Genomic DNA, 23,341 nt, shown 5'->3' on the forward strand with positions numbered 1-23,341 from the left:
GAGCCCGTTCCGCCGCCAGCACCGGCTATCCGCTAGTCGGAGCGGCTGCGGTACTGCTCTACGGCGTAGCGGAGGCGGGCGCCGACCAGCAGTTCCTCGTCCTCGGGGCAGTCGAGCAGGCGCGCGACCAGCTCGACGATCTGGTCGTCGGTGAGGTCGGGCTCGCGTTCGGCGATGCGGCCGACGATCTCCACCAGCTCGGGGCGCTTGTATCCGACGATCGACTGCCCGCGCCGGACCTGGGCGTGCGCCGCCGGCTCCTCCGCCGGTTGCTCTACCGGTCGCTCGGTCGGAGGCTGCGGCTTGGGGCCGGGTCTGCCCCAGAGAGCGGGGATGTCGGACGGCGGGCGCGGCTCGTCCGCGGGCCGGCTCGGCCCTACCGCGTCCAGCCGCCGGGGTGGAACACGGCGCCGCGGCGGTCCCGGCTCCGCGGGCCCGTCCGCCCGGCGCGGCGCCTCGCCCTCCCGGGGCCCGAGCGGCGGCGCGTCCAGACGGCGTGGCGGGACGTTCGCCGACCTCGCCCCTCGCCCGCGCGAGCCCCCCGCACCCTCCTCACGGGGCGCGTCCAAACGACGCGGGGGAGCACTCGGACGGCGGGGCGGGGCGTTCTCCTCGCGGGGTGGTGGGGGCGTTCCGGCCCGGTCGCCGCCGCTTCCCGCAGGGGCGGGCGAGGACGAACGCGGAGGCCGGGGCGGCGCGGGGCGGCCGGCTTCTGGTGCAGAGTCCGGACGGCGGGGTGAGGGGTTCTGCTCGCGCGGTGGTGGGGGCGTTCCGGCCCGGTCGCCGGTGATTTCCATGGGGGCGGGCGTGGGCGGACGGGAGTGGCGAGGCGCAGGGCGGGCGGTTTCCGGTGGGGAGTCCGGGCGGTGGCGTGGGGGGCCTGGGTGGGAGGTCGGTGGTCGTGGTTCTTGGGAGGGCGTGGCGGGGCTGGGCGGGACTCGGCGTTCGGGCGGTCTGGGGGTGGGGAGGTCCGGGGCCGTCTCGCGTGGGGACGGGGGTGCTTCCGTGGCGGAGGTCAGGGCCGTGAAGAGGGGGGTCGTGGGGGTGATCGCCTCGTGCAGGTGGGCGGGGAGGCGGATCGCGGGGAGCGGGCCTTCGGGCGGCGGGAGGGGCGGGCCGGCGGGGCCCACGAGGATCGTCCGGGGGGCGAGCCACAGGACGTGCAGGGCCTCCGCGCCCGCCTCGTGCTCGCCGTCGACGATGACGACGTCGAAGGAGTCGGGCGTGGGCGGGAGGACGTCCGGGGTGCGCCACAGCGGGAGGAGCCAGGCGGGGACGTCGGCGAGGGCGACCGCGGCCGTCCACGCGCGCGCGGTGGTGAGGGCGGTGCGGGCCTCGCCGAGTTCCTTCTCGGCGGCGGCGGTCAGGGCGGCGCGGTCGGGCGCGGGCGGGGCGGCGGCGGCGCGGCGGGCCCAGGTCCAGGCGTCGTCCCAGCGGCGGGTGCGGGCGTGCCAGGCCTCGTCGCCGTCGGTGGCGATCATGAGGTTGGCGAGGTCGGGGTGGACGGCGCGGACGCGGGCGAGCAGGTCCGCGCAGCGGACCTGCAGGGAGCGCTCGTGCCGGGCCTCGGCGAGGCCGCCGAGGGCGCGCCCGTACGCGGCGGCGTCGCGGGCGTCGATGGCGGCCACCGCGGCGGCCAGTTCGGGCGGATCGCCGGGCTCGGCGGGGCCGATCGAGTCGCGGAGCGCGTCGAGGTCGGCGGTGGCGCGGTTGACGCCGAGCCCTTCGAGCGCGGTGCGGAGGGCGGCCGCGTAGGTGTGCCACTGGACGGGGTGGGCGAGGGCGATGCCGAACCCGCCCCGGTCGAGGAGGCGGCGCGTCGAGTCGACGGCGCGCATGGCCTCGCCGATGCGGGCGAGGCGGGCGTGCGCGCGGACGAACCGGGCCACGCGCTCGGCGGGCGGCAGGTCGGCGGGGAAGGAGATCCCGGCGGCCTCCCAGACGTACTGGAGTTCGCGGCAGGTGATCCGCACCATGAGCTCGGTGTGGACGATGTCGAGCAGGTCGGGCGTGGTGGGCGCGGCGCCGTCCACGGTGACGGTGGCGAGGAGGGGTTCGGCCTGCCGCTGGGCGGCGGAGCGGAGCGGGCCGCGTTTCAGCGTGCCGCCGCCCGCGAGGTGCGCGCGGAGGTCCTGCGCGGCGGCGGCGAGGCCGCGCAGGTCGGCCTCGGCGGGCAGGTCGACGCGGTGGGCGCCGAGGTCGGCGAGGGCGCGTTCGGCCCACTGGGCGCGGGACGTCATCTCCGAGACGCGGGCCCAGATGAGCGGGCGGTGTTCGGCGAGCGCGTCGCCGAACGCGCGGACGGCGAGGTCGGCGGGGTTCCAGCCGCCCGGGTGGCCGTCCAGGCCGAGGTCGCGGAACGCGGCGGCGACGACGGACGCGTCGCCGTCCAGGCGGGCGAGGAGGGTGACGTCGCTGTCGCGCAGCCGCTCCGACAGGTCGGTCTTCGCGCGTTCGGCGCGCTCGGCGGCGGCGACCTCCGCGTCGATCAGGGTGCGGACGTAGGCGGCGCTCGGCAGCGCGCCCGGATCGACGTCGCGCTGCGCGGTGCGGGCCTTGCGCTCGGGGCTCTCCTCGGCGAGCAGGACGACCAGTTCGGCGGCCTCGCTGCGGGAGATCGGCGGGGTCGGCGGCATGTCCGGCCGGACGGGCATCCAGGAGAGGTCGGGGTCCTCGTCCCGGCGGTCGGGCGGCGGTTCGTCCGGCTTGTCGCGCAGTTCGGCGAGCCGGCGGGCGGCGGCCTTCTCCCGCTCGGTCGCCGCGGCCAGGTCGGGCGCGGCCTCCCGGATCGCGTCGCCGACCTGCGCCGCCGTGGCCTGGTCGGTCGCCGTGAGGGCGGCGAGGCCCGGCGGGAGGGCGGCGCGCAGCGCGGCGGACGCGGCCGGCCCGGACGTGGCGACGAGCACCCGGTGCCCGCGCGCGAGCAGCCCGGCGAGCAGGTCGGGGACGGTCTCCGGCGCCCGCTCCGGGATGTGCATGACCTGCGGTTTCTGCGACGGGGACACCAGGCGCGCCAGCCCGTCCGGGATACCGCGCGGCAGCAGGCCGAGCAGCCGGTCGTGGTGGTCGGCGATGGCGGCGCGGCCCGGCGGCCGGACGACCAGGGCGGGCGCCAGCCGGATGCGGGGCGCGGGCGTGGCGGCGTCGGTGTCGGGCGTCCAGTCCTCGCGGTAGTCGGCGGGGGTGGTGAGCGCCACCTGGCACCATTTCCGGAGGACGTCCCCGACCGATGCGTTCAGCCCGAAACCCTGCCCGGACTGGACGGCGTCCGCGATCCAGCCCGCGGGCCGGAAACCGGGATGCCCGGAGAGCAGGTCCCGGTCGCGCAGGACGGTGTGCCCGGCGAGGACGACGTCGATGCGCTCGGACCGCTCGTCCACCGCGATCCGGACCGGCGTGCTCAGCAGGTGGTCGTGGACGGCCGGGCGCCACGACAGCAGCCCGGTCGCCAGCACGACCTCCTCGTCGGCCAGCTCCCGCAGGATGCGGTACCAGTTGCGGAGCGCGAGCCAGCCGTCGAACTCCTCCAGCACGACGGGCGGCGTGAGCGGAATGACCGGGACGCTGAACAGGACGTCGCCGGGCCCGGCGTCCGCCTCCACGTAGACGTCGCCGGGCAGGCCCGCCAGCCAGTGGACGTGGTCGTGGTCGGCGAGGTCGCGGGACGGGCGGCGCCGGGCCCGCGCGAGGTCGCGCAGGAACCCGAGCAGCCGGGCGGCGTACTCGGCCTCGCGCGCGGCGGCTCCGCCCTCAGGCACCACGGCTCCTTCCCTTCCCACGGCGGGACGGACCCGGTCATCCCCGGCGGTCCCCGCATCGGTGACCGGACGGCGGAAAAGGTCCGATGGTGGTGCCCCGATCTAACACCCACAGGCGGGCCCGGTCGAGCACTATCGATGATCTTGGACTAGTGGCGGGCGCCCGCCATGTGCCGGTCCTCGTTCGGCATCATCACCCAGAGCACCAGGTAGACGACGAACTGCGGTCCGGGCAGGAGGCACGACAGCACGAAGAGCAGGCGGACCATCCCGGGGGTCATGCCGAACCGGCGCGCGAGGCCGGCGCAGACACCCGCGATCATCCGATTGTCGCGCGGACGGTAAAGGCCGTTCATGGTTCTTCTCTCCCCGATTCGTCGAGCGGTGAACACGGCCGCGGTTTTCCGCCGCCGTGTTCCCCACGCTACGAACTGGACAGGGGGCTCCACATCGGCCGCTGGGCCCGTTTCCAGGCCATACTTCGGGATTACGGGACGTCCCCTAAGGGTCGTCTAGGAGGCGTTGTATTCGGCGACCAGCTTCGGCAGGCCGACGAGGTCGTCCAGGACGAACAGGCATTGGCGGAGCGCGTCGTCGTCCTCCTGGATGTGCCCCCAGGGGCCGCGCCGCAGGAACGCCGCCCGCATCCCGAACTCCAGGGCGGGACGGACGTCGTTGTCGATCCGGTCCCCCACGTACAGGACGCGGTCCGGCAGGACGTCCGCGAGCTGGGCGCAGCGCTCGAAGAACTCCTGGGACGGCTTGCTGACGCCCCACACGGCCGAGATGCCGACGACCTCCGTGTCCAGGCCGAGCGCCGCCATCTGCGCCGCGGCCTCGACCGGCTGGTTGCCCGCGATCCCGACGTAGAGGCCCTGGTCCCGCAGGCCGGACAGGCAGGCCCGCGCGTCCGGGTACAGGTCGTCGGGCCCGAACCCGTTCGGGACGCCCGCCTCGGCGCGGCGCCGCTCCTCCTCCGCGAGGTCGAAACCGGGCCGGAAGTACTCCAGCAGGTCCATGTGGCTGCCGCCGAGCGCGAGCACCGCGCCCAGCTTGGTGAGGAAGGTGTGCCTCGGCACGCCGAACCAGTCGGCCCAGCGCCCGTAGATCTCCCCCTCGTTGACGAGGGTCTCGCCGATGTCGAAGAACACCGCCTGGACGGGGCGCAGGTTCACTTGGCGCCCAGGTCCACCGTGGTGCCGGGGGCGAGGCGGCGGAACTCCCTGCCGAGTTCCTCACCCGCCTTGGCGACGTGGTTCTGCATCACCGTGAGGCCGATGTCGTTCAGCAGGCCGTCGTGGATGACGAAGGCCCGCTCGGGGCGGACCTCGCGCGTGTAGGCGTACAACTCCGGAATCTTCATCCACGGCGCGTTGCCCGGCAGGCACAGGGTCGGCACGGGCTCAGACGGGACGGTCAGCGCGTCACCCGGGTGGAACACCTCGCCGTTCACAAGGAAACCGACGTTCGGGATGGGAGGCACGTCCGGGTGGAGGATCTCGTGCTCCTCCCCGTAGACATGGACGTCGAACCCGGCGATGGTCACGGCGTCCCCGTGGCCGACCTGGTGGACGCGCCCGCCGAGGTCGGCGAGGTTCTCCGCGACGACGCGGGACGTCCAGACCTCCAGCGCGGGGCGCTCGGCCATCGCGGCGCGCAGCGCGTCCGGGTCGACGTGGTCGAAGTGCTCATGGGTGATCAGGACGGCGTCGGCGGCGGCCAGCGCGCCGGACGCCTCGCTGAAGGAACCCGGGTCGATGACGATCGTGCGGTCGTCCTCGGTGATCTGGACGCAGGCGTGCCCGAACTTCGTTAGACGCATCCGGCCATGCTTTCACGACGGGGGCGCCGCACCCATTGACCGGTCCCCGGGTCGTTGATAGAACACGTTCTACTTTGACCCGGCGCAGGAGTCCGGTGCAAGGAGGCGGCGATGCCCGTTCCCGACCAACGCGATCCCGAGATCACCCGACGCGCGCTGACGGACTGGCTCGGCGGGCATCTGCCCGGCGTCCGGATCCCCCACGTGGACACCCCGCAGACCAGCGGATTCTCCAACGAGACCCTCATGTTCGAGGCCGAGTGGAGCGAGGGCGGCGAGACCAGGCGGGAGCCGTTCGTCGCGCGGGTCGCGCCCACCGCCTACCAGGTCTTCCCCGAGCCCCGCTTCGCCGACGAGTACCGGCTGATGCGCATCCTGGACGAGCGCACCTCCGTCCCCGTGCCGCCGATCCGCTGGTACGAGCCGTCCGCGGACGTGCTCGGCGCCCCGTTCTTCGTGATGGGACGGGTCGAGGGCCGCGTCCCGACCGACATGCCGCCGTACCACACGGACGGCTGGGTCACCGAGGTCCCGCCGGCGGAGCGGGCCGCGATGTGGTGGTCCACGCTGGAGATCATGGCGGACCTGCACCGGCTGGACGTCCGCGGCCTCGGCCTCGGCTTCCTCGACCAGCCGTCCTGGGGCGCGCCCGGCCTCGACCAGCGGCTCGCCTACTACGAGCACTACCTGCACTGGGCCTACAAGGGCCCGCAGGAGACGGCGCTCAAAGCGCTGGCGTGGCTGAAGGCGAACCGCCCGGACGAGCCGGACGAGCCGGTCGCGCTGTGGGGCGACGCCCGCATCGGCAATGTGATCTTCCAGGCGGGCGCGCCGGCGGCCGTCCTGGACTGGGAGACCGCGGTGCTCGGCGCCCCCGAGGAGGACCTCGCCTGGTTCATGTTCCTCGACCGCCACCACAGCGACGGCATGGGCGCGCCCCGGCTGGACGGCTTCCCGTCCTATGCCGAGACGATCGCCCGGTACGAGGAGCTGCTCGGACGCCCGATGCGGCACATGGCGTACTACGAGGTCCTGTCCGGCTTCAAGTTCTCGGTGATCATGGCGCGGATCGGCCAGGCGATGATCGACTTCGGCTGGATCGACGAGACCTCCGACTTCCCCTACGACAACAACTGCACGCAGTTGCTCGCGCGCATCCTCGGAGGGGACCAGTGACGCTGTCGCCGCTCGACGACTACCCGATCCACCAGGCGCCCGAGGTGATGCGGCACGTCACGACGTCCGACCGCAACTTCTACGACCGGTACTACTTCAACGTGCACCCCTGCTCCGACGAGATGATGATCCTCATCGGGATCGGGCAGTACCCGAACCTCGGGGTGATGGACGCGTTCGCGGTCGTGCGGCGCGGCCACGTGCACAAGGTCGTCCGCGCGTCCCGCGAGCTGGGCAACGACCGCATGGACACCACGGTAGGCCCGTTCCGCGTCGAGGTCATCGAGGGGCTGAAGCGGCTCAGGGTCGTCCTGGACGAGAACGAGCACGGCCTGGCCTTCGACCTGACGTGGGAGGGGACGATCCCCGCCACGCTGGAGCCTCCGCACTACCTGCGCTGGCAGGAACGCGTCGTCTTCGACTCGCGGCGCCTCGCCCAGACCGGCCGCTGGACGGGCACCATCACGGTGGACGGCGAGACCATCGAGGCCACGCCCGACCGCTGGTGGGGCTCGCGGGACCGGTCGTGGGGCGTCCGTCCCGTGGGCGAGCCCGAGCCGCCGGGCATCCAGGTCAAGAACGCGGGCACCTTCTACTGGCTCTACACGCCGATCCAGTTCGAGGACCACTCGATCCTGTGCATCGTCCAGGAGGACGAGAAGGGCCGCCGCGTGCTGGAGGAGGCCACCCGCGTCTGGCCCGACCGCGAGGCCGAGTACCTGGGACGTCCCGAATACCGTCCCGTGTACGCCGAGGGCACCCGCGACGTGGTCACCGCCACGCTGCGGTTCTCACCGCCCGGCGGGGAGCCGTTCGAGGTGAAGGCGACGCCGATCCTGCCCGTCCACCTGATGGTCGGCACGGGCTACGGGTTGGAGCCCGACTGGAAGCACGGCATGTACCAGGGGCCGGACCTCAAGGTCCAGGGCGTCGCCTACGACACCCGCAAACCGGACGACGCCGCCCGCATGTGGGGCATGGTCGACGCCGTCGGCCGGTACGAGTACCTGGACGGGGCGCAGCCCACCGATGCCGTCACCGGCTACGGCCTCTACGAGTACTGGGCCCTCGGCCCGCATCCGTCCTTCGATGACTGAGGAATCTGCGAGACTGGCGACCGTGACGACCCCGCCTTCGCCCGACCCCCCGGACGCGGGACGGCCGTCCCGGGAAGAACTGGACGGGCAAGTGCGCGAACGGTACGGCACGTGGCGCGACCAGCCGCGCGGTCTGGCCTGCGCGGTGATCGCGGCCTTCATGGTCCTCACCACGGCGGCGTTCGTGTTCGCCGTGGTCGCCGTGGTCGCGGCGATGAGCTGACGGCACGAGACCCGGGGCGCCCGCGATCGGAGGCCCCGGGTCTCGCCGCACACGTCAGGTAGGGATCCCCCCGGTGCCCTCCGCGATGGTGAACGCGACGTCCCCCTGCGGATCGACCTGCGCGTCGAGCATCTTGTCGTCCAGCATCTCGGCGACGCTGGGCTCCAGGTACACCTTCGCGCCCTCCTCCTCGACGACCTGGTCGCCGGCCTCGGGCGCGGGGGCGACCGAGAGCCGCAGGGCGTCCGAGCCGTCGAGCCCGGACTCGATGCGGATGCCGGTCTCCGGCGGAAGCTCCGGGTTGGCGGTCACGGTACGGATGACCTGGACGGCACCGCTGGTCAGCGTGAGCACGATCAGCTCCTCACGTCTCTGTCGTTGTCGTGTCGGATCTGCCCCACCCTCCCCGATCGCCACGGCGGCAAACATCCGCGGCGAACCTCTTGCGGCGGGGATCGGCGGACCATCCGGACCGCGACCGGCCGCCCGTGTCAGCCGGCGTTCGGGGCGAGCGCCCGCACCGCCTCGGCCTGGGAGAGCCCGCCGCCGGGGACGACCGCGAGGACCGGCGTGGTCAGGCCGTTGTCGACGTACTCGCGGATCCTGGCCCGGCACGCCTCCGGCGACCCGTGCACGATCAGGTCGTCGACGACCTCGTCCGGGATGACCTCCAGGGCCTTCTTCCGGTCGCCGGCCGCCCACGCCTCGTTCATCGGGGCCAGCGCCTCACCGCGGCCGAGCCACTCGTGGAACGCCTTGTAGACGGGGACCGTCATGTACGCGGCGATCATCCAGCGGCCGATCGCGCGGGCCTCCTCGGCGTCGCCGGTCGGGCACACGAACAGCCGCGCGATCAGCTCGGGCTCCTCGCCCAGCTCGCCGCGGACCGTCCGGACGTCCTTCGGCGCCAGCCAGTTGGTGATCGCGCCGTCGGCCTCCCGCGCGGCGAGCCGCAGCATGCCGGGACGCAGCGCCGCGAGGACGATCGGCGGCGCCGCCTCCGGCACGTTGTCCAGCTTGAAGCCCTTGACGGCGAAGGTGTCGTACTCCTCCTTCACCTTCTCCCCGGCGAGGGCCCTGCGCAGGAAGCGGAGCGTGTCGCGGACCCGCTTGTACGGCTCGTCGAACGGGATCCCGTTCCAGCGCTGCACGATCGTGTCGGACGAGGTGCCGATGCCGAGCACGAACCGTCCGGGCGCGAGGCCCGCGAGGGTGGCGGCATGCTGGGCCAGCAGCGCGGGCCCGCGCGTGTAGACCGGCACGATCGCGGGGCCGAGGCGCAGCTCGGGGCCCCACTGGGAGGCGAGCGCCAGCGGGGTGAACGCGTCGGTGCCGTTCGTCTCGGCGGACCAGGCGTCGGTGTAGCCGAGCCCGGACAGCTCCGCGACGATCTCGCGGTGCTCGGCCAGCGGGAGCCCGGTCAGCGGAATGGTCAGTCCCCAGCGTGACATGCGCGCCTCCTAGACGATCGACGGGCGGATGGTGGAGCCGCCGTCCACGACGAGGGTCTGCCCGGTCATCCATGACGAGAGGTCGCCCGCGAGGAACACGGCCGCGTTCGCGATGTCCTCGGGCTCGCCGAGGCGGGCGAGCGGCATGTACTTGCTGATCTCGGCCTCCTTGCCCTCCCACAGCGCGCGGGCGAGGTGGGTCTTGACCAGGCCGGGGGCGATGCAGTTCACCCGCACCTTGGGCGCGAGCTCCATCGCGAACTGCCGGCTGAGGTGGATGACCGCGGCCTTGGTGACGTTGTAGTAGCCGATGCCGTGCTCGGTGACCATGCCGCCGATGGAGGCGATGTTGATGATGGAGCCGCCGCGCTCGGCCATGCCCGCCTTCAGCGCGAGCTGCGTCCACTGCACGATCGGGAACTGGTTGATCTCGACGGTCTTCGCCGCGGCGGCGGGCTCGATGTCGGCCATCGGCCCGAAGTAGGGGTTCGTACCGGCGTTGTTGACCAGGATGTCGACGCCGCCGAACTCCCGCACCGCCGCGTCCACGCACGCGGCGGCCTCGTCGGCGTGCGCGACGTGCGCCGCCTTGGCGAGGACGCCCACGTTCGGGCTCGCCGCGCCGATCTCCTTGGCGACCTCGTCGAGCGCCTCCTGCTTGCGGGACGAGAGCACCACGTTGGCGCCCTCGGCGGCGAACGCGGCCGCGATCGCCTTCCCGATGCCCCGGGACGCCCCGGTGACCAGGGCCGTCCTTCCCTCAAGACCAGTCCGCATCCGCGCGCTCCCTACTCGCTCGCACCCTGTGGGCGGCTATGGGCAGAATCCGACTCGGTTCACTGTAGCGAAGTGACTGACGAGTCAGTTAGCTGGCTCCCGAGGTTCCGTCCCGCTCACCGGACGGCGTTCTTTCTAACGATCGTTTGGTTGTTACGCTGCGCCGGAAGACACGAGGAGGGGCCGCGTGACCACGACCAAGGAGCGCCGTCCGGCCGTCGAGGGCTGGTACACGACCGCGGACGGCGATGTCCGCCTGCTCGGTACCCGCTGCTCGTCGTGCGGAACGCCGTACTTCCCGCGCAACGAGCTGGCGTGCCGCAACCCCGGCTGCACCGGGCCGAAGGACGGCTCGGAGCTGGAGCCGTACGCGCTGTCGCCGCGCGGGCGCGTCTGGTCCTACGCCGACTCGCGGTACAAGCCGCCGCCTCCGTACGTCTCCCCCGACCCGTTCGTCCCGTACACGGTGGCCGCCGTCGAACTCGAGGCCGAGCGCATGGTCGTCCTCGGCCAGGTCGTCCCCGGCGTCACGGTGGACGACCTCGAGGTCGGCATGGAGGTCGAGCTGACCGAAGGCGTCCTCTACGAGGACGACGAAGCCGAGTACACGGTGTGGATGTGGAGGCCCGTCGAATGAGTCGCGACATCGCCGTCCTCGGTGCGGGCATGCACCCGTGGGGCAAGTGGGGCCGCAACTTCGTCGAGTACGGGCTCGCGGCGGCGCGGGCCGCCCTCGCCGACGCCGGGCTCTCGTGGACGGACGTCCAGTACGTGTCGGGCGCCGACACCATCCGGAACGGGTACCCGGGGTTCATCGCCGGCGCCACGTTCGCGCAGGCGCTCGGCTGGTCGGGCGCGCGGGTGTCGAGCTGCTACGCGGCGTGCGCCTCCGGGGCGCAGGCCATCAACACGGCGCGCGCGCAGATCCTCGCGGGCCTGTGCGACGTCGCGCTGGTCGTCGGCGCCGACGCCGCGCCGAAGGGCTTCTTCAAGCCGGTCGGCGGCGACCGGCCCGACGACCCCGACTGGCTCCGCTTCCGCCTCCTCGGCGCCACGAACCCCATCTACTTCGCGCTGTACGCGCGCCGCCGGATGGCCCTGTACGGCGCGACGCTGGACGACTTCGCCGCCGTGAAGGTGAAGAACGCGCGGCACGGCCTCGCCAACCCGAACGCCCGGTACCGCAAGGAGGTGACGGCGGAGGACGTCCGCGAGTCCGCCGTCGTCGCCGACCCGCTCCGCCTCCTGGACATCTGCGCGACCAGCGACGGCGGCGCCGCGCTCGTCCTCACGTCCATGGAGTTCGCGCGGCGGCACGGCGTCACCGACCCGGTGCGCATCCCGGCGATCTCGACGGTCACGCCGACCTTCCCCAAGACCGTCCTCGACCTGCCCGACTTCGCCACGGACTCGGCCATGACGGCCGCCGTCCCCGAGCGCCCGTTCCGCTCCGCGATCGCGCACGCCGCCTACGAGGAGGCCGGCCTCGGCCCCGAGGACCTGTCGCTCGCCGAGGTCTACGACCTCTCCACCGCCCTCGAACTCGACTGGTACGAGGACATCGGCCTCTGCGAGCAGGGCGGCGCCGAGGACCTGCTGCGCTCCGGCGCCACGGCGCTCGGCGGCCGCATCCCGGTCAACCCGAGCGGCGGCCTCGCCTCCTTCGGCGAGGCGATCCCGGCCCAGGCGATCGCGCAGGTCTGCGAGCTGACCTGGCAGCTGCGCGGCCGGGCCGAGGGCCGCCAGGTCGAGAACGCCCGCGCCGGCATCGCCGTGAACCAGGGCCTCTTCGGCCACGGCTCGGCGGTCATCACCGTCAAGTAGCCGAACCCGCGTCCCAGCCCCCGCCGACCGGCACCGGCCCGGCGGGGGCGTCTCCGCGTGACCGGGCACGCCCGCGCGACCCGTCGCGCCGGCGCGGCTCGTCGCGGCGAGGCGGTCAGTCGGCGGTGCGGGCGACGTGGAGGGCGTAGGCGATCATCGGGGCCTGGAGCGGGAGCCGGCCGTAGGCGATGGCGCGCAGCGGCAGGGGGCGGCGGCGCCAGTCGCGGGCCATCTTGACGTTCGCGGGGAAGACGGCCGCCATCAGGGCCGCCGTGGCGAGCGCGCCCGCCCTGCGGGTGCGCGGGTGGGCGATGGCCGCGGCGCAGCCGAGTTCGGCGGCGCCGCTGAGGTAGGTCCAGGTCCGCGCACGACCGGGCAGGCGCTTGGGGATGAGCGCGTCGAACGGCCTCGGGGCGATCATGTGCAGGGCGCCCATGCCGGCCATGGCACCGGCCAGCCGCCGGGACGCGCGTGACGAATCGGTCATGCCCGGCAGTCTCGCAGATCGGACGGCGCGTCCAATAGCGCCCTCTCTTTTCCGGCAATGTGATGCAAGTCACCCCACTTTGCCCGTGTGACCTGGGGTGGAGCGGTCACGTGTCAGATGTCACCGTCTCGGCGGATTCGCGAGGTTCCGGGCAAGGTTACCTTTGTACTGACCGGTCAGTTCAAATTTCCTCCCGGAGGCTCGCGATGGCGACCGAGCACCAGACTCCGGGGACGGCTGCCGCGGCCGGGGGGACCGCCGGCGCCGTCTCCGGACCCTCCCCGAAGGGCTCCGGGACTGGCGGGGGCCGTCCCGGAGCCGGAGCCCCCCGGGCGCTCGGCGTGCGGGCGCGGGGCCTCGGGGTGCGCGGCGCCCGGGGCTGGGTGTTCCGGGACGTCGGGCTGGACGCCCCGGCCGGGGCCCTGGTCGCGGTGAGCGGCATCGCCGGGACGGGCCGCACCGCACTGCTCCTCACGCTCGGCGGACGCATGAGGCCCGCCGAGGGGTCGGTCGCCGTCGGCGGATTCACCAGGCCCGGAGACGTCCAGCGCGTTGCGGCGCTGGGGATCGTGCCCGGCGTGACCGAACTCGACCCGGCGCTGACCGTGCGCGAGCACCTGAACGAGGCGCTGGCACTGCGCGAGGGCGTCTTCGGCAGGTTCCGCGGACGGGACGAACGCAGGCGGCGGGCCCTCGACCGAGTCGGACTGGACATCGACCAGCGGACGCTCGCCGACGAACTCCCACCGGACGAGGCGCGACTGCTCGGCGCCGCCCTGGCGCTCGTCGGCGCCCCCGGACTGCTCCTGCTCGACGACGTCGACGAGGGGCTGCCCGCCGACCGGCAGCGGGAGCTGTGGCGGCGGCTCGCCGCGATCGCGGCCGGCGGCGTCACCATCGTCGCCGCCTGCCACGACCCCGCCCCCGCCGACGGTCTGGCCACGCACGGCCTCCCCCTGGGCTAGCTAGGAGAACCCCCCGATGAGACTTCCCGCGTTGACGTCCGGCGGCCTGGAACTGCGCCGCTTCCAGCGCAACCGGCTGACCCGCATCGCCCTCGCCGGGCTCGTGCTCCTGCCACTGCTCTACGCGGGTCTCTATCTGTGGTCGTTCTGGGACCCCTACGCGCGGCTCCAGCACGTGCCGGTCGCGCTGGTCGTCCAGGACCGGCCCGCCAAGGCGGACGGCAAGACCGTCCACGCCGGGGCCGATCTCGCGGACGAGCTGAAGCAGCGCAAGGTCTTCGACTGGCGCACCGTGTCGGCGGAGGACGCCGAGAAGGGCGTGCGGTCGGGGAAGTACTACATGTCGCTGACGATCCCGTCCGACTTCAGTGCCCGGATCGCCTCGCCGTCCCAGGACGGCGTTCCCACGGCCGCCGGGCTGCGGCTCCAGATGAACGACACGAACAACTACGTCATGGGGACGCTCGCGCAGTCCGCGTTCAAGGAGATCAGCGCCGCCGCCGGAAGCGAGGCCGTGCACGGCTACTTCGACCGCATCTTCCTGTTGTTCGGCAAGCTGCACGGCGAGCTGGGCGAGGCCGCCGACGGCGCCGGCAGGCTCGCCGAGGGCTCCGGGCAGGCGCGGGACGGGGCCGGGAGGCTCGCCGCAGGCGCGGGCGAGGCCGAGGCGGGCGCGGGCCGGCTCAAGGGCGGCATCGACGAGGCCCGGTCGGGCAGCGGCGACCTGACGTCCGGGCTCGGCGAGCTGCACGACGGGACCGCCCAGGTCGCGGCCGGCATGCGGAGGCTCACCGCGGCCGCCGACCGGGCGAGCGGCACGCTCGTCCCGCTGCTGCGCGAGAACGCCCCCGAGATCCGGCGGGCGGCGCTCGCCGTCGCGCGGGGCGCCGACGCCCTCGCGGACGGGGCCGGGCGGCTGCCCGCGCGGACCGGCGCCGCCGTCGAGCAGGCGGAGAAGGCGCAGGCGGAGCTGGAGGCGCAGCTCGCCGCGCATCCGGAGATCCCCGCGAACGTCCGGCAGGACCTCACCCGGGCCGCCGCGCAGGTCGTCGCCGCGGCGAAGGACGTGGACGGGTACGTCCGCGAGCACGCCGGCGACCTGCGCAAGGTCGCCGCCGACGCGCGGACGGTCGAGAAGGCCGCCCGCAGGCTCGCCGAGGACGCGCCCGCCCTGGCCGCCAAGGTCGACAAGGCCCGCCGGGACGTCGACCGCCTCAACGCCGGAACCCAGCGGGTCAACACGGGCGCCGGGAAGCTCCTCGCCGGATCGTCCCGGCTCACGAACGGACTCGGCGCCCTGTCGGACGGCGCCGGCGCGCTGCGCGGCGGGCTCGGCCGGCTGTCCGGTGGCGCGGTGACGCTGGAGACGGCGCTCGCGCAGATCTCCGACGGCAGCGGCAGGCTCGCGACAGGCCTGGACGAGGGCGCCCGGAAGATCCCGGACTACGGCGACGACGAGCGCGCCGCGCGGGACGACATGATGAGCGACCCGGTGCGGCTGGCCAGCGCCACCGACAACAAGGTGCCGAACTACGGGACGGGCTTCACGCCGTTCTTCGTCCCGCTGTCGCTCTGGGTCGGCGGCATGATCATCTACATGCTGCTGCGCCCGCTGAACCCGCGCGCGATGGCGGGCACCGCGCCCGGCCGCCGCGTCGCGCTCGCCGGCTGGCTGCCCGCCGCGCTGATCGGGGCGGCGCAGGCGTGCGTCGTCCTGGCGGTGCTGCATCTCGCGCTCGGGCTGCGCGCCGAGCACTGGCCGGGGCTCGTCGCGTTCCTCGCGCTCGCGTCCGCCGCGTTCCTCGCCGTGATCCAGTGGGTGAACGCCCGGTTCGGCCCGATCGGCCGGATCCTCGCGCTGGCGCTGCTGATGCTCCAGCTGACGTCGGCGGCGGGCACCTACCCGATCGAGACGAGCCCCCGCTTCTTCCAGGTCGTCCGGCCGTACCTGCCGATGTCGTGGGTGGTGGACGGCGTCCGGCCCCTGATCGGCGGCGGCTCGCTGACGCCGGTATGGCAGGGTTGTGCGGTGCTGGTCGCCTTCCTGGCCGGCGGGCTCGCGCTCACCGCCCTGGCCGTCCGGCACAACCGGGTGTGGACCCTGAAGCGCCTCCACCCGGCGCTGAAGCTGTAGGAGGTGGCGGACGTGGCGCGCAGCGCGACCCGGGAGAAGCTGTTCGGCGCGGCGATCGAGCTGATCGCCGAGAGCGGGCTGGCCGCCACGACCGTCGACCAGATCGCCGAGCGCGCCGGGGTCGCCAAGGGCACCGTCTACTACAACTTCGGCAGCAAGGCCGCGCTGTTCGCGGCGCTGCTGGAGTACGGGGTCGAGCGGCTCGCGGCGGCGCTGCGGGACGCCGCGTCCGGCCGGGCGCCGCTGGACGCGCTGGAGGCCGCCGTCGCCGCCGAGCTGGCGTTCATCGGCGAGCACGAGTCGTTCGCCCGGCTGCTGATCGCCGAGACGTGGCGGTCCGGCGGCGACTGGCAGCGCACCGCGCGCCTCATCCGGGAACGCGCCATCGGCGTCATCGCGGACGTCCTGCGGGACGCCGTCGCCGCCGGCGACCTGCGCTCCGACCTCGACACCGGGACCGCCGCGTCCGCCGTGTTCGGCATGGTGCTGACCGTCGCGCTCGACTGGCGCGCCCTCCAGCCCGGCCGCCCCCTCGCCGACGTCCAGGCCACCCTGATGGACCTCCTGCGCGGCCGGCTCGCCGGCTAGGGGAGGTTGCGGACCTGCTCGATGATGCCGGGCATCGCCTCGTTGCTCTCCCGGATCCAGCGCCGCAGGACGGCGATCTCCTCGTCGCTGTAGGTGGCGAGGCGCTCCCGGAAGGCGTCGGCGATCGGCTCGAAGTAGGAGCCGAACTCGGCGATGTTCTCCTCGACCGGCTCGACGATCACGCGGCGGCGGTCGTCGGGGTCGCGGCTGCGCCTGACGTACCCGGCGCGCTCCAGCCGGTCGATGACGGCCGTGATCGCGCCGCCGGTCGTGATGCCCATCAGCTGCGCCAGCCGGCCGGGCGTCTGCGGCCCGTCCAGGACCAGCGCGCTCACGCACTGCGCGTCGGTGACGTTCAGGCCCGCCTTGCTCGCGGTGGCGTGGTGCAGCAGGACGGTGAACATGGTGCTGCGCTGCATCGCCCGCTGCAGCTCGTCCAACCGCTCGCGGTCCGGGGTCGACACCGCCCACCTCTCCCTCGTCATCTCTCGATTGGAGAGCTTAGTGGCCGGATCCGGACAGGACCACCGGAGACGGCGCGGCGTGTGGCGCACGACTCAGGGGCCCGTGATCGGGGCACCCCCGGGGCACCCCTATCATGGGTTTTGTTAGGACCACTAACAGAGGTCCGCTCCTGGCCCCGAATCCCACGAAGGTTCGGGGCCGACCTCTAGCGAGCGCCCCTACCCGGCCTCCTCCGCCACCTGCTTGGCCCACCGGTAGTCGGCCTTGCCCGCCGGCGACCGCTTCATCTCCGCGACGAACGCGTAGACGCGCGGCACCTTGTAGCCCGACAGCTCGCGGCGGCAGTGCGCGTCCAGGTCGTCCGAGGACGGCGCGTCGCCGGACGCCTGGATCACCGCGGCCACGCGGTTCCCCCAGCGCTCGTCCGGAATGCCGGTCACGACCGCGTCGTACACGGCCGGGTGCCCCTTGAGGACGGCCTCGACCTCCTCCGGGAACACCTTCTCGCCGCCGGTGTTGATCGCCTGCGAGCCGCGCCCGTACACGGCGATCGAGCCGTCCTCTTCGACGGTGGCGATGTCGCCGGTGAGCAGCCAGCGCCTGCCGTCCACCACCGGGAACGTCTTCGCCGTCTTCTCCGGGTCGTTGTAGTAGCCCTGCGCGATGTGCCCCGTCCGGGCGACCTGGCCGATGACGCCCGACCCCGGCTTGACGGGCTGGAGCGCGTCGTCCAGGACCGTGACGTTCTCCACGTCCGGCGCGAACCGCAGGCCCTTCTCCGGGGTGGAGCCGGCGACCGCCTCGGCCGTCGAGCCCGACTCGGTCGACCCGAACCGGTCCAGGATCAGCACGTTCGGCAGCAGCTTCTGGATGCGGTCGCGGACCGTCCCCGTGAAGATCGCGCCCGTGGACACGTAGGCGAACAGCGAGGAGGTGTCGTAGTCGCCGCGCGCCAGCTCCTCCGCCATCGGGATCGCCATCGCGTCCCCGGTGATCGTCAGCGAGTTGACCTTCTCCCGCTCGATCGTCCGCCACACGTCGGCCGCGTCGAACTTGCGGGTGTAGACGAGCGTCGCGCCCATGAACCAGGCGATGAACGTGGCCACCTGCGCGGCCCCGTGCATCAGCGGAGCGACCGGCATCATGGTCAGCGGCCCGCTGTTGCGGGCGTGCTCCACGATGTCCTCCGGCTTGGACGGCCGCGGCACCGTCGGGTTCCAGAACGCGAAGATGATCTGCTCGGCCGACCACATGACGCCCTTCGGCATCCCGGTCGTCCCGCCGGTGTAGATGATGTACAGGTCGTCGCCGGAGCGCGCGGGGAAGTCGCGCGTGCCGTCGGCGTCCCGCAGCGCCTCGTCGTAGGCGACCGCGCCCGGGATGGACGGCGCGCCGCCCACCGCGATGAGGTGCCGCAGCTCCGGCGCCTCCGGGACGGTCGCGGCGACCCGGTCCTCGAACTCCACGTCGTACAGCAGCGCGACGCTGTCGGAGTCCCGGTAGACGTAGAGCAGCTCGTTCTCCACGTACCGGTAGTTGACGTTGATCGGCACGGCCCGGATCTTCATCGTCGCCAGCAGCGCCGCCGCGTACTCCACCCCGTTGTAGAGCTGGACGGCGACGTGCTGGCCGGGGCGGACGCCCGCGTCCCGCAGATGGTGGGCGAGGCGGTTCGCGTGCTCGTCGAGCTCGGCGTAGGTGAACCGCTGGTCGCCGCAGATCAGGGCGACCCGGTCCCCGATCGCATCCGCGAGTCCCTCGAACAGGTCAGCGTGGTTGTACTCCATCGGACGCCCTCCGAAGGGGATCTTCGCGCCTTTGACGGGGTCTGGGGTCGCCCCCAGAGAGACAGGGATTGGGGGAAGTCAGGGTTTGTCGCTGCCGACGATCCACATCGCGAAGAACTGGGCGCCGCCGCCGTAGGCGTGGCCGAGCGCGCGGCGCGCACCGTCCACCTGGTGGTCGCCGGCCAGCCCGCGCACCTGCAGCGCGGCCTCCGCGAACCGGATCATTCCGGACGCGCCGATCGGGTTGGACGACAGCACGCCGCCGGACGGGTTCCACGGGATGTCGCCGTCGAACGCCGTCGCCCCGGCCTCGGTGAGCTTCCAGCCCTCGCTCTCGCCGCAGAACCCGAGGTTCTCCAGCCACATCGGCTCGTACCAGGAGAACGGGACGTACACCTCGGCGCAGTCGAGCTCGCTGCGCGGGTCGGTGATGCCGGCCTGCCGGTACACGTCCGCCGCCGCGTCCTTGCCGCCCTGCGGGCTGACGGTGTCGCGGCCCGCGAACTGCATCGGCTCCGACCGCATCGACGTGCCGTGCACCCACGCGGGCTTGTTCGGCGCCTTCTTGGCGGCGTCCTCCGAGGCCAGCACCATCGCGCAGGCGCCGTCCGAGGACGGGCACGTCTCCAGGTACCGGATCGGCTCCCACAGCATCGGCGTCGACTCGACCATCTCGCGGGAGATGCCGGGGATCTTCAGGTGCGCGTACGGGTTCCGCAGCGCGTTCTGCCGGTCCTTGACCGCGACGAGCGTGCCGATGTGGTCGGGGGCGCCGGACCGGGCCATGTAGGCGCGGATGTGCGGCGCGAAGTAGCCGCCGGCCCCGACGACCAGGGACGTCGTGAACGGCCCGTTCACCGTCAGCGCCCACGTCGCGTTCGACTCCGACTGCTTCTCCCACGCGATCGTGAGGACGCGCTCGTGCACGCCGGACTGGATCAGGTTCGCCGCGACGATCGCCGTGGACCCGCCGACCGAGCCGGCCGTGTGCACGCGCAGCAGCGGCTTGCCGGTGGCGCCGATCGCGTCCGCCAGGAACAGCTCCGGCATCACGACGCCCTCGAACAGGTCGGGCGCCTTGCCGACCACGACGGCGTCGATGTCCTTCCAGGTCAGCCCGGCGTCGTCGAGGGCGCGGCGGGCGGCCTCGCGGAGCAGGCCGGCCATCGACACGTCCAGCCGCTTGGTCTTGTACTGGGTCTGCCCGACGCCGATGACCGCGCAGGATTTAGCCATTGTTCTCTCCCGACAGCACGCAGACGAGGTTCTGCTGGAGGCAGGGGCCGGACGCGGCGTGCCCGAGCGCCCGGGACGCCGTCCCGTCGTGGATGCGGGACGCGGCCTCGCCGATCCGGATGAGGCCCGCCGCCATCACCGGGTTCGCCGACAGCGCCCCGCCGGACGGGTTGACCGTGACGCCGTCGTCCAGGCCGAGGGCCTCGCGCAGGATCAGCTCCTCATGGCTGAACTGGGCGTGCAGCTCCGCGACCTCGATCCCGGCCGCGCCGGCCTTCTCCCCCGCGAGGCGGGCGGCCTCGGACCGGGTCAGGTCGCGGACGCCGAGCGCGTGCGGCTCGGTGCGGTGGTCGATGCCGGTGATCCACGCGGGCCGCTCGCACAGCTCCCGCGCCCTGTCGCCGGCCGCGAGCACGATCGCGGCGGCGCCGTCGGTGACGGGCGCGACGTCGTAGGGGTGCAGCGGCGCCACGTCGTAGTCGTCGCCGTCCGGGTCGGGCAGGTGCAGCGCGAACGGGTTGTCGCGGCCGGACGCCCGGGACCGCGCCGCGACCGCGCGCAGGTCGTCCTCCTTCACGCCCGACCTGTCCATGTAGGCGCGGGCCTGCATGGCGGCCATCGACACCTGGTCGACGCCGAGCGGCGCCAGCGTGTAGGGGTCGAGCTGCTGGTTCATGATCGCGCGGAGGTCGCCCTGGGACGACTTGCCGAACCCGTACACCAGCGCGGTGTCGATCTGGCCGAGCTGGAGCTTCACCCACGCCTCGTACAGCGCCCACGCGCCGTCCATCTCGACGTGGCTCTCGGAGATCGGCGGCCACGCGCCCAGCGTGTCGAGCGCGGACACGAACGCGAACGGCGCGCCCTGCAGGTAGTCGCACGAGCCCGAGCAGGTGAAGCCGAACCGGGACAGCCCGGTCCGCTCCTTGATCTCGGTGATCACCGGCAGGACCATCTCGGTCTCGGCGATCCCCTGGTCCTCGGCGCTGTGATGACTCTGTGCGAACGCGACGACTGCGACATCACGCATTACATGAAGTCCTTGATCTCTTCGAAGGGGACGTCGGGCTCGTCGATGGGCTCGAACCACTTGATGTTGGACATCGAGTGGGTCCACTCATCGCGGGGCCGCCACGCCGCCTTCACCCGCATGCCCATCCGCACCTGGTCGGCCGGGACGCCCGCGACGAGCGTCAGCATCGTCAGGCCGGCGCCGTCCAGCAGGACGTAACCGGACACGAACGGCACCTCGGGCGCGCGCGGGTCGGGGATGTTGTTCACCGCGAAGGTGGTGACGGTGCCGGTGTCCGGCAGCTCCACCTCCTCGGACGTGGGCACGCCGTCGCGGGGGCAGAACCCCTTCATCGGCACGATGACCTTCTCGCACACCGGGCAGCGGTGCCCGATGATCCGGCCCTCGGAGACCCCCTCCAGGAACCGGCCGAGCGCCCGGCCGCCCTTCAGCCGGTACTCCAGGCTCGCCTGCGGGTTGATCATGGTGACCTCGGGCAGGAAGCACTCGATGTCGCCGATCGTCCCGGTGCGCTCCGCGCGGTACTTCGGCCGCACCCGCATCCCGGTCTTAAGGAACTTCGGCGGCTTCGCGCCCGCCTCGAAGACGCCGAGGTCGAGGGCGTGCAGCAGCGCGGTGTCGGCGCCGTCCGGGCGGATCAGCGCCCACGCGAACGGGCGGTCGAACGGGTGCTCCTTCGCCGGGTCCGGCACCCACGACCAGGTCGTGACCGTGCCGGCCGGGCCGACCTCGACGAACTCGTCCGTCACGTCCTCGCCGGTGTCGGGGTCGCACTCCTGCGGCGGGACGATCACCCGGCCGCCCGCCGTCTTGACGCCGACCAGCCGGCCGTCGCGCAGCTCGCTCAGGAAGCGGCCGACCACCGGGCCGACCGAGCGGGTGTAGCCGCCGGGGAACTCGACGACGTGGTTCGGGTTCTCGGCCGGCGCCGTGTTAGATGGCACTGTCGCGGTCCTTCCAGTACGGGTCCCGCAGCTTGCGCTTGAGGAGCTTGCCGTTGGGCTCGCGCGGCATCGTCTCGATGAAGTCGATGGTCTTCGGCCACTTCATCTTCGCGAGCCGCCCCTCCAGCGACGCGAGGATCTCGCCCGCGAGCTCCTCGCCGGGCGCGACGCCCTCGGCGGGCTCGACGACGGCCTTGATCTGCTCGCCCCACTCCTCGTCCGGGATGCCGAACACGGCGACGTCCCCGACCTTCGGGTGCAGGATGATCTCGTTCTCGATCTCGGCCGGGTAGATGTTCGCGCCGCCCGAGATGATCATGTCGGCCTTGCGGTCGGACAGGAACAGGAAGCCGTCCTCGGTGAGGTAGCCGATGTCCCCGACGGTGAAGAAGTCCTTGAGGCGGTTCTTCTCCGTCTTCTCCTTGTCGCCCTTGTACTCGAACTCGACGCCGGCCATCTTCATGTAGATCGTGCCGTGCGTGCCGGCCGGGACGGGGTTGCCGTCGTCGTCCACGATGAGCAGCTCGCTGATCGGCCAGGCGTTGCCGACCGTGCCGGGGTGGGCGCGCCAGTCCTCCGGGCTCGCGATCGTGCCGCCGCCCTCGGTCGCCGCGTAGTACTCCCAGATGCAGTCGCCCCACCATTCGAGCATCTGCTGCTTGATCGGCACCGGGCACGGCGCCGCCGCGTGGATCGCCCACTTCATGCTCGACACGTCGTACCGGGACCGGACGTCCTCGGGCAGGGACAGCAGCCGCTTGAAGTGCGTCGGCACCATGTGGGTATTGCTCACACGGTGTTCCTGGATCACTCTGAGGGTGTCCTCGGCGTCCCACTTGTCCATGTAGACGAGCGTGTGGCCCATCTGCAGGGCGGTGCCGCCGAACTGGGTGACCGCCGTGTGGTAGTTGGGCGAGGTGATCAGATGGGCCTGGTGCTCGCCCCCGGCCGGGATGCCCGGCGGGATGCCGAACAGGCCGAGCAGGAACGTCATCAGCTCGGCGCTGTCGTCGGGGTCGATGCCCATCAGCGCCCGCTTGACGCCCTTCGGCCGTCCCGTCGTGCCGGACGTGTAGTGCATCGTGGCGCCGTTGCTGCGGTCGTCCGGCAGCGTGTCGGGGTGGCCCTCGACCAGCTCCTCGAACGGGCGGAAGCCCTCGACGTCCCCGAACGCGAACCGCCGGTGCGCCTCGATGTCCTCACCGGCCCGCACGCCCTCCCGGGCGTACCGCTCGTGGACGAAGAACGCCTTGGCCTCGCTGTCGGAGACGATGTACCCGATCTCCGGCCCGGTCAGGTGCCAGTTGATCGGCGTGTAGTACCAGCCGGCCTGCAGCGCGGCCAGGTACAGCACCAGGCCGTCGGCACCGTTCGGGACGAGGCCGCAGATGCCGTCGCCCTTCTCCAGCCCCAGCGCGCGCAGCCCGTGGACGAGCCGGTTCGCGCGGGCCAGCAGGTCGCCCGCGGCGTGCTTCGTCCCGTCCGGGTCGACGCACGCGACCCAGTCGGGATCGGCCTGCGCCAACCGCCAAAAGCCCAATGACCCCATCGGAACTCCCCTAAGTGATCACGGT

At 72.9% G+C, this 23,341-nt stretch carries 22 protein-coding genes; 8 read left to right on the forward strand and 14 right to left on the reverse strand.

Annotation, left to right across the window (positions count from 1 at the left end):
* Window positions 1-32 precede the first annotated feature (32 nt).
* The 4 genes from ABFX46_RS03345 to ABFX46_RS03360 form a co-directional block, all read right to left on the reverse strand.
* Window positions 33-3,758, reverse strand: a complete 3,726-nt coding sequence (locus ABFX46_RS03345; protein ID WP_346039837.1) for a hypothetical protein — start codon at window positions 3,756-3,758, stop codon at window positions 33-35.
* Window positions 3,759-3,907: 149 nt separating this feature from the next.
* Entirely contained in the window at window positions 3,908-4,114 is a 207-nt protein-coding gene (locus ABFX46_RS03350; protein ID WP_346039838.1) for a PspC domain-containing protein, read from the reverse strand.
* Window positions 4,115-4,270: 156 nt separating this feature from the next.
* Window positions 4,271-4,933 carry an HAD family hydrolase gene (locus tag ABFX46_RS03355; protein WP_346039839.1) on the reverse strand — a complete coding sequence of 221 codons (663 nt, stop codon included), beginning with the start codon at window positions 4,931-4,933 and terminating at the stop codon, window positions 4,271-4,273.
* On the reverse strand, window positions 4,930-5,580 hold the full coding sequence (locus ABFX46_RS03360; RefSeq protein WP_346039840.1) for an MBL fold metallo-hydrolase: 651 nt from the start codon (window positions 5,578-5,580) through the stop codon (window positions 4,930-4,932). The genes ABFX46_RS03355 and ABFX46_RS03360 overlap by 4 nt, the downstream gene beginning before the upstream one ends.
* Before the next feature lie 111 nt (window positions 5,581-5,691).
* On the opposite strand from ABFX46_RS03360, the gene ABFX46_RS03365 reads away from it, so the two are divergent.
* Genes ABFX46_RS03365 through ABFX46_RS03375 form a run of 3 tightly spaced genes read left to right on the forward strand, consistent with a single transcriptional unit; the run spans window position 5,692 to window position 8,076 of the window.
* Entirely contained in the window at window positions 5,692-6,756 is a 1,065-nt protein-coding gene (locus ABFX46_RS03365) for a phosphotransferase family protein (protein ID WP_346039841.1), read from the forward strand.
* The gene (locus tag ABFX46_RS03370; RefSeq protein WP_346039842.1) at window positions 6,753-7,853 is read left to right on the forward strand and encodes an Rv3169 family protein; all 1,101 of its coding nucleotides are present in this window, start codon (window positions 6,753-6,755) and stop codon (window positions 7,851-7,853) included. The genes ABFX46_RS03365 and ABFX46_RS03370 overlap by 4 nt, the downstream gene beginning before the upstream one ends.
* A gap of 22 nt (window positions 7,854-7,875) precedes the next feature.
* Window positions 7,876-8,076, forward strand: a complete 201-nt coding sequence (locus ABFX46_RS03375) for a hypothetical protein (RefSeq protein WP_131943247.1) — start codon at window positions 7,876-7,878, stop codon at window positions 8,074-8,076.
* 54 nt (window positions 8,077-8,130) lie between these two features.
* Here the strand turns inward: ABFX46_RS03375 and ABFX46_RS03380 are convergent, their stop codons facing one another.
* The 3 genes from ABFX46_RS03380 to ABFX46_RS03390 form a co-directional block, all read right to left on the reverse strand.
* The gene (locus tag ABFX46_RS03380; RefSeq protein ID WP_346039843.1) at window positions 8,131-8,430 is read right to left on the reverse strand and encodes a Fe-S cluster assembly protein HesB; all 300 of its coding nucleotides are present in this window, start codon (window positions 8,428-8,430) and stop codon (window positions 8,131-8,133) included.
* A 137-nt stretch (window positions 8,431-8,567) separates the two neighbouring features.
* Window positions 8,568-9,527: an LLM class F420-dependent oxidoreductase gene (locus ABFX46_RS03385; protein WP_346039844.1), complete on the reverse strand. Its 960-nt coding sequence runs from the start codon at window positions 9,525-9,527 to the stop codon at window positions 8,568-8,570.
* Window positions 9,528-9,536: 9 nt separating this feature from the next.
* Complete coding sequence (locus tag ABFX46_RS03390) at window positions 9,537-10,304, reverse strand: SDR family oxidoreductase (protein ID WP_346039845.1); 768 nt, start codon at window positions 10,302-10,304, stop codon at window positions 9,537-9,539.
* A gap of 187 nt (window positions 10,305-10,491) precedes the next feature.
* Here ABFX46_RS03390 and ABFX46_RS03395 point away from each other — a divergent pair, with 187 nt between their 5' ends.
* Both ABFX46_RS03395 and ABFX46_RS03400 read left to right on the forward strand, forming a co-directional pair.
* A complete protein-coding gene (locus ABFX46_RS03395) occupies window positions 10,492-10,941 on the forward strand; it encodes a Zn-ribbon domain-containing OB-fold protein (RefSeq protein ID WP_346039846.1) in 450 nt (149 codons plus the stop codon).
* Window positions 10,938-12,128 (forward strand): lipid-transfer protein, encoded by a 1,191-nt coding sequence (locus ABFX46_RS03400; protein WP_346039847.1) that lies wholly within the window; start codon window positions 10,938-10,940, stop codon window positions 12,126-12,128. The genes ABFX46_RS03395 and ABFX46_RS03400 overlap by 4 nt, the downstream gene beginning before the upstream one ends.
* A 115-nt stretch (window positions 12,129-12,243) precedes the next feature.
* On the opposite strand, the gene ABFX46_RS03405 is transcribed toward ABFX46_RS03400, so the two are convergent.
* Window positions 12,244-12,615: a DoxX family protein gene (locus ABFX46_RS03405; protein ID WP_346039848.1), complete on the reverse strand. Its 372-nt coding sequence runs from the start codon at window positions 12,613-12,615 to the stop codon at window positions 12,244-12,246.
* A gap of 341 nt (window positions 12,616-12,956) precedes the next feature.
* On the opposite strand from ABFX46_RS03405, the gene ABFX46_RS03410 reads away from it, so the two are divergent.
* The 3 genes from ABFX46_RS03410 to ABFX46_RS03420 are packed head-to-tail and all read left to right on the forward strand — an operon-like array spanning window position 12,957 to window position 16,302.
* A complete protein-coding gene (locus ABFX46_RS03410) occupies window positions 12,957-13,580 on the forward strand; it encodes an ATP-binding cassette domain-containing protein (RefSeq protein WP_346039849.1) in 624 nt (207 codons plus the stop codon).
* Window positions 13,581-13,596: 16 nt separating this feature from the next.
* A complete protein-coding gene (locus tag ABFX46_RS03415) occupies window positions 13,597-15,714 on the forward strand; it encodes a YhgE/Pip family protein (protein WP_346039850.1) in 2,118 nt (705 codons plus the stop codon).
* Window positions 15,715-15,726: 12 nt separating this feature from the next.
* A complete protein-coding gene (locus tag ABFX46_RS03420) occupies window positions 15,727-16,302 on the forward strand; it encodes a TetR/AcrR family transcriptional regulator (protein WP_346039851.1) in 576 nt (191 codons plus the stop codon).
* On the opposite strand, the gene ABFX46_RS03425 is transcribed toward ABFX46_RS03420, so the two are convergent.
* The 6 genes from ABFX46_RS03425 to ABFX46_RS03450 all read right to left on the reverse strand — a co-directional run bounded on the left by ABFX46_RS03425 (window position 16,299) and on the right by ABFX46_RS03450 (window position 23,316).
* Window positions 16,299-16,787, reverse strand: coding sequence for a MarR family winged helix-turn-helix transcriptional regulator (locus tag ABFX46_RS03425; protein WP_346039852.1), 489 nt, complete (start codon window positions 16,785-16,787; stop codon window positions 16,299-16,301). The two genes, ABFX46_RS03420 and ABFX46_RS03425, sit on opposite strands and share 4 nt — an antisense overlap.
* A 198-nt stretch (window positions 16,788-16,985) precedes the next feature.
* Window positions 16,986-18,554: an acyl-CoA synthetase gene (locus tag ABFX46_RS03430; RefSeq protein ID WP_346039853.1), complete on the reverse strand. Its 1,569-nt coding sequence runs from the start codon at window positions 18,552-18,554 to the stop codon at window positions 16,986-16,988.
* Window positions 18,555-18,632: 78 nt separating this feature from the next.
* Entirely contained in the window at window positions 18,633-19,790 is a 1,158-nt protein-coding gene (locus ABFX46_RS03435) for a thiolase domain-containing protein (protein WP_346039854.1), read from the reverse strand.
* Window positions 19,783-20,820: a thiolase domain-containing protein gene (locus ABFX46_RS03440; protein WP_346039855.1), complete on the reverse strand. Its 1,038-nt coding sequence runs from the start codon at window positions 20,818-20,820 to the stop codon at window positions 19,783-19,785. Before ABFX46_RS03440 ends, ABFX46_RS03435 begins: the two co-directional genes overlap by 8 nt.
* A complete protein-coding gene (locus ABFX46_RS03445; protein ID WP_346039856.1) occupies window positions 20,820-21,767 on the reverse strand; it encodes a Zn-ribbon domain-containing OB-fold protein in 948 nt (315 codons plus the stop codon). Before ABFX46_RS03445 ends, ABFX46_RS03440 begins: the two co-directional genes overlap by 1 nt.
* The gene (locus ABFX46_RS03450) at window positions 21,757-23,316 is read right to left on the reverse strand and encodes an acyl-CoA synthetase (protein WP_346039857.1); all 1,560 of its coding nucleotides are present in this window, start codon (window positions 23,314-23,316) and stop codon (window positions 21,757-21,759) included. Before ABFX46_RS03450 ends, ABFX46_RS03445 begins: the two co-directional genes overlap by 11 nt.
* Window positions 23,317-23,341: the final 25 nt, after the last annotated feature.

The sequence above is a fragment of the Actinomadura chokoriensis genome, from assembly GCF_039529475.1.
In the GTDB taxonomy this organism is placed as follows: Bacteria; Actinomycetota; Actinomycetes; order Streptosporangiales; family Streptosporangiaceae; genus Spirillospora; species Spirillospora bangladeshensis.

Excerpts from the sequence above, each read along its gene's own strand:
- ABFX46_RS03400 (WP_346039847.1), top strand. The coding sequence starts at position 10,938 with ATGAGTCGCGACATCGCCGTCCTCGGTGCGGGCATGCACCCGTGGGGC.
- ABFX46_RS03350 (WP_346039838.1), bottom strand. The coding sequence starts at position 4,114 with ATGAACGGCCTTTACCGTCCGCGCGACAATCGGATGATCGCGGGTGTC.
- ABFX46_RS03390 (WP_346039845.1), bottom strand. The coding sequence starts at position 10,304 with ATGCGGACTGGTCTTGAGGGAAGGACGGCCCTGGTCACCGGGGCGTCC.
- ABFX46_RS03440 (WP_346039855.1), bottom strand. The coding sequence starts at position 20,820 with ATGCGTGATGTCGCAGTCGTCGCGTTCGCACAGAGTCATCACAGCGCC.
- ABFX46_RS03435 (WP_346039854.1), bottom strand. The coding sequence starts at position 19,790 with ATGGCTAAATCCTGCGCGGTCATCGGCGTCGGGCAGACCCAGTACAAG.
- ABFX46_RS03360 (WP_346039840.1), bottom strand. The coding sequence starts at position 5,580 with ATGCGTCTAACGAAGTTCGGGCACGCCTGCGTCCAGATCACCGAGGAC.
- ABFX46_RS03385 (WP_346039844.1), bottom strand. The coding sequence starts at position 9,527 with ATGTCACGCTGGGGACTGACCATTCCGCTGACCGGGCTCCCGCTGGCC.
- ABFX46_RS03430 (WP_346039853.1), bottom strand. The coding sequence starts at position 18,554 with ATGGAGTACAACCACGCTGACCTGTTCGAGGGACTCGCGGATGCGATC.
- ABFX46_RS03415 (WP_346039850.1), top strand. The coding sequence starts at position 13,597 with ATGAGACTTCCCGCGTTGACGTCCGGCGGCCTGGAACTGCGCCGCTTC.
- ABFX46_RS03450 (WP_346039857.1), bottom strand. The coding sequence starts at position 23,316 with ATGGGGTCATTGGGCTTTTGGCGGTTGGCGCAGGCCGATCCCGACTGG.
- ABFX46_RS03365 (WP_346039841.1), top strand. The coding sequence starts at position 5,692 with ATGCCCGTTCCCGACCAACGCGATCCCGAGATCACCCGACGCGCGCTG.
- ABFX46_RS03405 (WP_346039848.1), bottom strand. The coding sequence starts at position 12,615 with ATGACCGATTCGTCACGCGCGTCCCGGCGGCTGGCCGGTGCCATGGCC.
- ABFX46_RS03425 (WP_346039852.1), bottom strand. The coding sequence starts at position 16,787 with ATGACGAGGGAGAGGTGGGCGGTGTCGACCCCGGACCGCGAGCGGTTG.